Origin of the sequence: Serratia marcescens (assembly GCF_001902635.1) — a bacterium.
GTDB classification, from domain to species: domain Bacteria; phylum Pseudomonadota; class Gammaproteobacteria; order Enterobacterales; family Enterobacteriaceae; genus Serratia; species Serratia marcescens_F.
This window is the reverse complement of sequence record NZ_MJAO01000050.1, coordinates 1-7,937: the sequence shown is the minus strand read 5'-3', so window position 1 is coordinate 7,937 and position 7,937 is coordinate 1. Positions and strand designations below refer to the sequence as shown.

The 7,937-nt window shown below is 58.3% G+C and carries 10 protein-coding genes; 4 read left to right on the top strand and 6 right to left on the bottom strand.

Annotated features, from left to right (window positions below; translation table 11 throughout):
* Positions 1-17 precede the first annotated feature (17 nt).
* Together BHU62_RS24350 and cls are read right to left on the bottom strand one after the other, a co-directional pair.
* Positions 18-341, bottom strand: a complete 324-nt coding sequence (locus BHU62_RS24350; protein ID WP_073534922.1) for an HI1450 family dsDNA-mimic protein — start codon at positions 339-341, stop codon at positions 18-20.
* 56 nt (positions 342-397) lie between these two features.
* A complete protein-coding gene (gene cls / locus BHU62_RS24345) occupies positions 398-1,858 on the bottom strand; it encodes a cardiolipin synthase (protein WP_073534921.1) in 1,461 nt (486 codons plus the stop codon).
* A gap of 242 nt (positions 1,859-2,100) precedes the next feature.
* Here cls and BHU62_RS24340 point away from each other — a divergent pair, with 242 nt between their 5' ends.
* Positions 2,101-2,277 carry a YciY family protein gene (locus BHU62_RS24340; protein ID WP_025159792.1) on the top strand — a complete coding sequence of 59 codons (177 nt, stop codon included), beginning with the start codon at positions 2,101-2,103 and terminating at the stop codon, positions 2,275-2,277.
* A gap of 45 nt (positions 2,278-2,322) precedes the next feature.
* Here the strand turns inward: BHU62_RS24340 and BHU62_RS24335 are convergent, their stop codons facing one another.
* Entirely contained in the window at positions 2,323-2,814 is a 492-nt protein-coding gene (locus BHU62_RS24335; protein ID WP_073534920.1) for a Dps family protein, read from the bottom strand.
* 200 nt (positions 2,815-3,014) lie between these two features.
* The gene (locus BHU62_RS24330) at positions 3,015-4,487 is read right to left on the bottom strand and encodes an MFS transporter (protein ID WP_073534919.1); all 1,473 of its coding nucleotides are present in this window, start codon (positions 4,485-4,487) and stop codon (positions 3,015-3,017) included.
* 126 nt (positions 4,488-4,613) lie between these two features.
* Here BHU62_RS24330 and BHU62_RS24325 point away from each other — a divergent pair, with 126 nt between their 5' ends.
* Positions 4,614-5,168, top strand: coding sequence for a TetR/AcrR family transcriptional regulator (locus tag BHU62_RS24325; protein WP_073534918.1), 555 nt, complete (start codon positions 4,614-4,616; stop codon positions 5,166-5,168).
* 41 nt (positions 5,169-5,209) lie between these two features.
* On the opposite strand, the gene BHU62_RS24320 is transcribed toward BHU62_RS24325, so the two are convergent.
* Positions 5,210-5,473, bottom strand: a complete 264-nt coding sequence (locus BHU62_RS24320; RefSeq protein WP_073534917.1) for a DUF1471 domain-containing protein — start codon at positions 5,471-5,473, stop codon at positions 5,210-5,212.
* A gap of 353 nt (positions 5,474-5,826) precedes the next feature.
* Positions 5,827-6,123, bottom strand: a complete 297-nt coding sequence (locus BHU62_RS24315; protein WP_073534916.1) for a YciI family protein — start codon at positions 6,121-6,123, stop codon at positions 5,827-5,829.
* 175 nt (positions 6,124-6,298) lie between these two features.
* Between BHU62_RS24315 and BHU62_RS24310 the strand changes: the two genes are divergently transcribed.
* Together BHU62_RS24310 and tonB are read left to right on the top strand one after the other, a co-directional pair.
* Positions 6,299-6,952, top strand: a complete 654-nt coding sequence (locus BHU62_RS24310; protein ID WP_073534915.1) for an epoxyqueuosine reductase QueH — start codon at positions 6,299-6,301, stop codon at positions 6,950-6,952.
* 236 nt (positions 6,953-7,188) lie between these two features.
* A complete protein-coding gene (tonB, locus tag BHU62_RS24305; RefSeq protein WP_073534914.1) occupies positions 7,189-7,920 on the top strand; it encodes a TonB system transport protein TonB in 732 nt (243 codons plus the stop codon).
* Positions 7,921-7,937: the final 17 nt, after the last annotated feature.

The following is a 7,937-nucleotide window of genomic DNA, read 5'->3' as shown; positions in this document are numbered from 1 at the left end:
GACGCGCTAGCGGCGAATCACTCTTTCCACAGGATGTGGCACAGCTTGTGGTCCTTCTCGCGGCAGATCAACACGCGGGCGAACACGTCGTTGATCGGCTCGCCGTCGCTGTCCGCCAGACCGATGACCACCTCGGCGAAGAAGTCCGGGTTCAGATCGTAGTCCACGTGCTCCTGCCAGTCTTCGGCCGGGTCATACAGCTCGGCGCCGCCGCGCTCTTCAAACTGCAGATTGAACAGCAGAATATCCGCCGGATCCAGATTGTCGCCGGCCAATTCGAGGAAGATGTCGTAGGCCTGTTCCAGCGTTTCGTCTTCGGTAAGGCGGTTATTCAAATCCATAAAAAAATCCTGATAACAAATGATTTGGCGCTATTAAAGCACGCTCGCCGCGGCTTTTACAGCAGCGGGCTGAAAAAGTAGAACAGGCGTTCGACCAGGCGATGCCAGAACGGCCGCTTCAGCCACTCTTTGGCGTTCAACAGCTGGGATCGGGCGATGTAATCTTCTTGCACGCAGGCCAGATCGCTGCCGAAGCCGTCGTCGTCGATCACCAGCGTGATCTCGAAGTTCAGCCACAGGCTGCGCATATCCAGATTGACGGTGCCGACCAAGCTAAGCTGGCCGTCTACCAGCACGCTCTTGGTATGCAGCAGGCCGCCTTCGAACTGATAGATTTTCACACCGGCTTCCAGCAGCTCGGAAAAGAACGCACGGCTGGCCCAGCGCACCATCATCGAATCGTTGTCGCGCGGCACGATAATGCTGACCTCAACGCCGCGCTGGGCGGCAGTGCAGATGGCGTGCAGCAGATCGTCGCTCGGTACGAAGTACGGCGTGGTCATGATCAACTGCTCGCGCGCCGAATAGGCGGCGGTCAGCAGCGCCTGGTGGATCATCTCCTCGGGGAAGCCGGGGCCGGAGGCGATCACCTGAATAGTGTGGCCGCTCTCTTGCTCGAACGGCATGATGTTGACGTCCGGCGGCGGTGGCAGGATGCGCTTGCCGGTTTCAATTTCCCAGTCGCAGGCATAGACGATGCCCATGGTGGTGGCCACCGGGCCTTCCATACGCGCCATCAGATCGATCCATTGGCCGACGCCCGCATCCTGCTTGAAGTAGCGTGGATCGACCATGTTCATGCTGCCGGTGTAGGCGATGTAGTTGTCGATCAGCACCACCTTGCGGTGCTGGCGCAGATCCATGCGGCGCAGGAACACGCGGAACAGGTTGACCTTCAGCGCCTCGACCACTTCGATGCCGGCGTTGCGCATCATCGCCGGGTAGGGGCTGCGGAAAAATTGCAGGCTGCCGGCGGAGTCCAGCATCAGGCGGCAGTGCACGCCGCGCCGGGCGGCGGCCATCAGCGATTCGGCCACCTGATCGACCAGGCCGCCGGGCTGCCAGATATAGAACACCATTTCGATGTTGTGGCGCGCCAGCTCGATGTCGCGGATCAGCGCTTTCAGCGTGTCGTCGGTGGTGGTGAGCAGCTGCAGCTGGTTGCCTTTGACGCCGTCGATGCCCTGGCGGCGGTTGCAGAGCTGGAACAGCGGTTGGGCGACCTCGCTGTATTCGGTGGCGAAGATGCGGCGGCTCTCTTTCAGTTCTTTCAGCCAGCGGGCGGTTGACGGCCACATCGCCTTGGCGCGCTCGGCCCGGCGTTTGCCCAGATGCAGCTCGCCGAACGATAAATAGGCTACGATGCCGAACAGCGGCAGAATATAGATAACCAGCAGCCAGGCCATGGCGGAGGGGACTGCGCGGCGTTTCATCAAGATGCGCATCGTCACGCCGGCGATCAGCAGCCAGTAGCCGAACACCATGAGCCAACTGATTACGGTATAAAATGTTGTCATAAAGGCGAAAAATCCCGTTCGCAAACTACCAATGATGAGTGTACGCACAGATCGGTAAAGGGGAAACCTTTTATCGGCGCTTATGTTACATAAATATGATGAAGTTAAGGCACTTGCTGAAAATGAAAGGGCGGCTTTTGCCCGTTCGGGGCCGCTCGTGCCGCCGATAACTGCGACTTGGATCACGGGCTGAAAGGGCTATAATGCCCGCGGTTGGCATTAGACGAACGAGTGACGGAATTATGAGACGCAGTAGAAATGAAGTGGGCCGCTGGCGCATGTTGCGGCAGAGCCAACGCCGCCGGCATCGCTGGCTGGAGCGCCAGTCGTGCAGCAATCGCCATATCATCCGGGTGCGGCGCCGCCTGGACGATCAGCATCGGCGCGCGCTGCTGTTTGCGGTATCCTGCGAGTGGTAAAACGAAAACAGTCCCGTGAGGGACTGTTTTGTTATGGCGCCTGGGTTATTTTCCCAGGTAGGCGTTGAGCATCCAGACCTGTTTTTCCTGCTCTTTAATGTAATCGCTCATCAGCGAAGCGGTGCCTTCGTCACCGGCCTCTGCCGCCACCGTCAGCAGCTCGCGCTGCTGTTGCAGCAAGATGGAATACCCTTCCAACAGGCCACGCAGCGTGCCTTTGTCATCGGTCACGTTGGTATGTTCCTTGATGTCGGCGGTTTTCAGATAATCGCTGTAAGCGTGACGCGGCTGCGAGCCCAGCGTCAAAATACGTTCCGCCAGCTCATCTACCTTGGTCAGCAGATCGTTATACGTCTCTTCGAATTTCGCGTGCAGCTCAAAGAACTGTGGGCCGGTAATATTCCAGTGATAGCCGCGCACGTTCATATACAGCACTTGGTAGTTCGCCAACAACGCATTCAACGCTTCGGCGAGTTTTGCCGATTGTTTACTGTCAAGGCCGATATGGGTTTTCGCTGCTTTCTTCGCCGTTGCCATAATAATCTTCTCCTGATTATTTGTTCCGAGTGTAGACAGAATCAATTGCCATAGCTGTTACAGTAACCGGATTTATCGCAGGGCTAAACACGATAGCAGGCATTATTGCCATCGCTCAAACCGATGACGATAAATCCGTCGAGCACATTGCTGAATCAGTTTACGCAGGATCCGCAGGCGAAAAAAGCCGCTTTTATCGGTTACTTGCGCAGTGCCAATTTTACCGCGTAGGCCCCCAGCGCCATTAACAGCGCGGCGGCGATCAGCACGGAAATAAACGCGCGATCAAAAGCCGCACGCGCCAGCTGCGTCAGCTGTTGTGCGCGTTCGGTCGCCATCCCGGCCGCCAGGCGCAGGGCTTCGTCGATGCTGTCATAAGCCAGCGAGCTGACCGGCAGCTCCGCCGGCAGCGCCAGGCTGTGGCTGTAAACCGCGGTCATCAACCCGCCGAGCAGCGTCACGCCCAGCACGCCGCCCAGCTCGTAGGAGACGTCTTCGATCGATGCCGCCATGCCGGATTTTTCCTCAGGCGCGTTCAGCATGATGGCGGTGGAGGCGGCGGTGATCACACCGCCCAGGCCAAAGCCCACCAACGCCAGGCTCACCAGTTGCGGCGCCATGCCGCTCTGATATAAGGCGGCGAGACCGACGATGCCGAGGGTGGTCAGGATAAAACCGCCGAGGATAATGTTGCGTTCGCCGTAGCGCGGCAGCAGCAAACCGGCCATCGGTCCCGCCAGCGCCGAGGCCAGCGGGATCGGCAAAATAAACAGCGCCGCCTGCAGCGGGCTGAGGTTGAGCACCAGCTGCAAGCGTTGGCTGAGCACCAGTTCGACGCCGATCAACGCCACCATCGACAGCAGCGCCACGCCGATGCCGCTAGCGAACAGCCGATTGCGGAACAGCGAGAAATCGATCATCGGATTGGCGCTGCGCTGCTGGCGGTGCACGAACAGCACCAGGAACAGCACGCCGATCGGGGCCGCCACGGCCAGAGCGCTGAGATCGGGCACTGGCTTGCTCAGTTCCTTCAGCGCATAGATACAGCCGACCAGGCCGATCATGATCTGCACCGAGCCGACAATGTCCGAGGGCCGCGGGTTGTCGCCACCACAGCGCGGGATCAGTTTCCACGCCAGCGGCCAGACCAGCAGCACGACCGGCACGTTGATCAGGAACACCGAACCCCACCAGAAATATTCCAGCAGCAGGCCGCCGACCACCGGGCCGATGGCTGCGCCGCCGGAGGCTACCGACGCCCAGATGCCAATCGCCAGCGCGCGTTCGCGTTCGTCGGTAAAGACGTGGCGCACGATAGACAGCGTGGCGGGCATCATCATTGCCGCGCCAACGGCGAGAAACACCCGTGCGGCGATCAGCCACTCGGAAGTTGGCGAGAAAGCGGCGCACAGCGAGGCGGCGGCAAACACCGGCAGCCCGGCGAGAAACAGCCGTTTATGGCCGATACGGTCGCTCAGCATGCCGGCGCCGGGCAGCAGGCCGGCCACCACCAGCGGGTAGGCGTTGACGATCCAGAGTTTTTGCGAGGCGCTGGCATCCAGCGCCTGGGTCAACCGCGGCAGGGCGGTATATAACACCGTCATGTCGATGACAATCAGGAAAAGGGCGCTGGCGACCAGGGTCAGGATCAGCCAGCGGGTCTTGGCGTACATAAGTCATAATCCACTAAAGTGGGCGGCGCGGAGGCACCGCCATTCGGGTAACCCTCCGGTACGGCCGGGTGGTATACTGGTAATAATATATATCCATACGTTCGTATTGAAAAGAAGGGTTTCTTAATGGGACGTCAACGCAGCATCGATCGCGACAAGGTTTTGGACACCGCCGAAGAGATCGTCGCCACCCAGGGCGCCGCCGGTTTGACCATCGACGCCGTCGCCAAAGCGATGGGGATCTCCAAGGGCGGGGTGCAGTACTGCTTCGGCAGTAAAGACGCGCTGATCGACGCCATGTTCGACCGCTGGGGCAGCGCCTATGAAAAGCTGTTCGTTGACATCGCCGGCGAGGATCCTTCGCCGCAGACCGGCGTGCGGGCGCATATGCTGGCCACCCACCGTTCGGACCAGACGTCCAGCGCCAAGGCCGCCGGGTTGATGGCGACGCTGATTCAAACGCCGGAGCATCTGGCGAGCACGCGCGAATGGTATCGCAGCCGCATCGCCGGGCTGGATTTGGCGACGGAAGAAGGCAAGCGCGCGCGCCTGGCGTTTCTCGCCACCGAAGGTGCCTTTATGCTGCGTTACTTTGGCTTGATGGATATCGATCAGGCGGAGTGGGAATCGATGTTCACCGATATGCAGGCGTTGATATTGAACACGCATCACGAGCGGTAAGGGCGCTGCGGCAGGAAGTTATCCCGCCGCGTTGTCAGGCATTATTTGTAGGCGATGGCGTCGACGGTTTCGAAGGTGGTTTTCCCCTCACGACCGATAATGACGTAGTATTTTCCACCTTTTTCATCTACCGCTTTCGATAACAGCTCGTGATTAAGCCCCACGGTATCGCCGCCGCTTTGTGAAATAGTGACCGGGCCGATCTCGGTATGTTTTGCCGCCTCTTCCCGGGTGATCTCAATCGCCGCCAGAGAAGAGAATGAGGTGAACGCCAGCAGTGCCAGAAGATATTTAGTTGCTTTCATAATTATTCCTTTTGGAAGATAAAAACGACGCATAACTGCACGTTGACTACGGCTCAAGTGTAGGCCAGCGGTGGCGGTTTGCCATTCGGGGGGAAAAGTAGAGACGGACGGTAGCGCCTATCGCACTAATAGTTGGTCAAGGCCACGGCGAAAGACGTATGTTTAGCGAACAAGATATTCCCTCGAAGAACTTTTTAGCCAGCCACTCCGTGCTGGCTTTTTTTTTGCGCACAATTTGATGCGCATTGAGTGCGTGCTTTAAACATCAGCAAATTACATGCTGATTGCTTTAAGCACGCATTCATTCGGGAACGGCGCGGCCGGGCGTTCCCGGTATCGAAAGGCGTCGACGATCAGAATACCTGCTTGAACGGCTTCACCGTTACCTCGGCATAGACGCCGGCGGCGATATACGGATCTTGTTCCGCCCAGGCCTGGGCTTCCGCCAGCGAGGTGAATTCGGCGATCACCGTCGAACCGGTAAAGCCGGCGGCGCCGGGATCGTTGCTGTCGATGGCCGGGTTAGGGCCGGCGACCACCAGGCGGCCGGCGTCGCGCAGCGCCTGCAGGCGCGCCAGGTGTGCCGGGCGCACCGCCAGACGGTTTTCCAGCGAGTTGGGGACGTCTTGCGCGTAGATCAGATAAAGCATGTTTCACCTTTAAAATCATGGCTATAAAACGGTGCTATCAAGGTAACGCAAAAGGCGCGGCAGGGGAACGGCGCGCGGCGAATTTCCCGGTGGATTGGCGCTTATGGCTTGAAGCCACTACTTTTTATTCGTATAGTGCGGCGCGCTTAAACTGATATGCCATTGAGGTGAGGACATGACGGAACTGGTAAGGGAAAAACTCGATTTGCCGGCGGGCAAAAGCAAACTGCTGCTGCATTCGTGCTGCGCGCCCTGTTCCGGCGAGGTGATGGAAGCGATTCAGGCGTCCGGGATCGAGTACGCCATTTTCTTCTATAACCCCAATATTCACCCGCAAAAAGAGTATCTGCTGCGTAAAGAAGAGAACATCCGCTTTGCCGAAAAGCACGGGGTGCCGATCATCGATGCCGATTACGACACCGACAACTGGTTCGCCCGCGCCAAGGGGATGGAGAATGAGCCGGAGCGCGGTATTCGCTGCACCATGTGTTTTGACATGCGCTTCGAACGCACGGCGCTGTATGCGCACGAGCACGGTTACGACACCATCTCCAGTTCGCTGGGCATCTCGCGTTGGAAGAACATGCAGCAGATCACCGACTGCGGCGTGCGGGCAGCGGAAAAGTACCCCGATCTGGTGTACTGGGATTACAACTGGCGCAAGAAGGGCGGTTCGGCACGCATGATAGAGATCAGCAAGCGCGAGCGCTTCTATCAGCAGGAATACTGCGGCTGCGTCTATTCGCTGCGCGACAGCAACCTGCACCGCAAAGCGCAAGGGCGGCCGCTGATTAAGCTGGGTGTGCTCTACTATGGTGATGAAGAATAACGCTTAATCACCGCAATCGACCCGCTACGGCGGGTTTTTTTATTTTTATCCCCCGCGCAAACGTTAATGAAGCGTGTGAATCAGGCGGTAAAAAAGCAGCGGCCAGGTTAATATCCTTATGAGTTTGCTGGTTTTCGCCGCGGATGCTGACGATTAAAGCGATAGTTTGCCTTTCGTTATTGAATATGATTGCTATTTGCATTTAAACTTGGCGAACCAGAGGAAACAGAATCATTATGCCGCTAAAAAAGATGTTCCTTAATCGCCGTATATCCGTGCCTTTCGTCTTGTCCGTAGGCCTGCACAGCGCCCTGGTGGTGGGATTGCTTTACGCTTCGGTAAAAGAAGTGGTGGAGCTGCCGAAGCCAGAGGAGGCGCCGATCAGCGTCATGATGGTCAATACCGCCGCGATGGCCGAACCGCCGCCGCCTGCGCCGGCCGAACCGGAGCCACCGCAGGTCGAACCGGAGCCGGAGCCTGAACCTATTGTGGAGCCGCCGCCGAAGGCGATAGTGAAGCCGGAACCGGTCAAACCGAAGCCCAAGCCGAAACCGAAGGTAGAAAAACAGGTTAAACCGGAGCCGAAGAAAGTCGAACCGCGCGAGCCGTCGCCGTTCGAAAACAATTCGCCGGCCAAACCGATCGACAAAGCGCCGGTGAAACAGGCGCCCGCCGCACCGGTGCAGGGTAACTCGCGCGAGGTTGGGCCAAGGCCGATCAGCCGCGCTAATCCACTCTATCCGCCGCGGGCCCAGGCTTTACAGATCGAAGGCAGTGTGAGGGTGCAGTTCGATGTCGACAGCGATGGTCGCTTGAGTAACGTGCGTATCTTGTCGGCCGAGCCACGCAACATGTTCGAGCGTGAAGTGAAGCAGGCGCTACGCAAATGGCGCTATGAAGCCAAAGAAGCGAAAGATCTCATCGTCAATATCCGCTTCAAGCTGAACGGCACCACCGAAGTGAACTGAATTCGGTCAACGCCAAG

What these genes read in the sequence shown, in the direction of transcription:
- BHU62_RS24350 (WP_073534922.1), bottom strand. Translation starts at nt 341, where the DNA reads ATGGATTTGAATAACCGCCTTACCGAAGACGAAACGCTGGAACAGGCC.
- cls (WP_073534921.1), bottom strand. Translation starts at nt 1,858, where the DNA reads ATGACAACATTTTATACCGTAATCAGTTGGCTCATGGTGTTCGGCTAC.
- BHU62_RS24340 (WP_025159792.1), top strand. Translation starts at nt 2,101, where the DNA reads ATGAGACGCAGTAGAAATGAAGTGGGCCGCTGGCGCATGTTGCGGCAG.
- BHU62_RS24335 (WP_073534920.1), bottom strand. Translation starts at nt 2,814, where the DNA reads ATGGCAACGGCGAAGAAAGCAGCGAAAACCCATATCGGCCTTGACAGT.
- BHU62_RS24330 (WP_073534919.1), bottom strand. Translation starts at nt 4,487, where the DNA reads ATGTACGCCAAGACCCGCTGGCTGATCCTGACCCTGGTCGCCAGCGCC.
- BHU62_RS24325 (WP_073534918.1), top strand. Translation starts at nt 4,614, where the DNA reads ATGGGACGTCAACGCAGCATCGATCGCGACAAGGTTTTGGACACCGCC.
- BHU62_RS24320 (WP_073534917.1), bottom strand. Translation starts at nt 5,473, where the DNA reads ATGAAAGCAACTAAATATCTTCTGGCACTGCTGGCGTTCACCTCATTC.
- BHU62_RS24315 (WP_073534916.1), bottom strand. Translation starts at nt 6,123, where the DNA reads ATGCTTTATCTGATCTACGCGCAAGACGTCCCCAACTCGCTGGAAAAC.
- BHU62_RS24310 (WP_073534915.1), top strand. Translation starts at nt 6,299, where the DNA reads ATGACGGAACTGGTAAGGGAAAAACTCGATTTGCCGGCGGGCAAAAGC.
- tonB (WP_073534914.1), top strand. Translation starts at nt 7,189, where the DNA reads ATGCCGCTAAAAAAGATGTTCCTTAATCGCCGTATATCCGTGCCTTTC.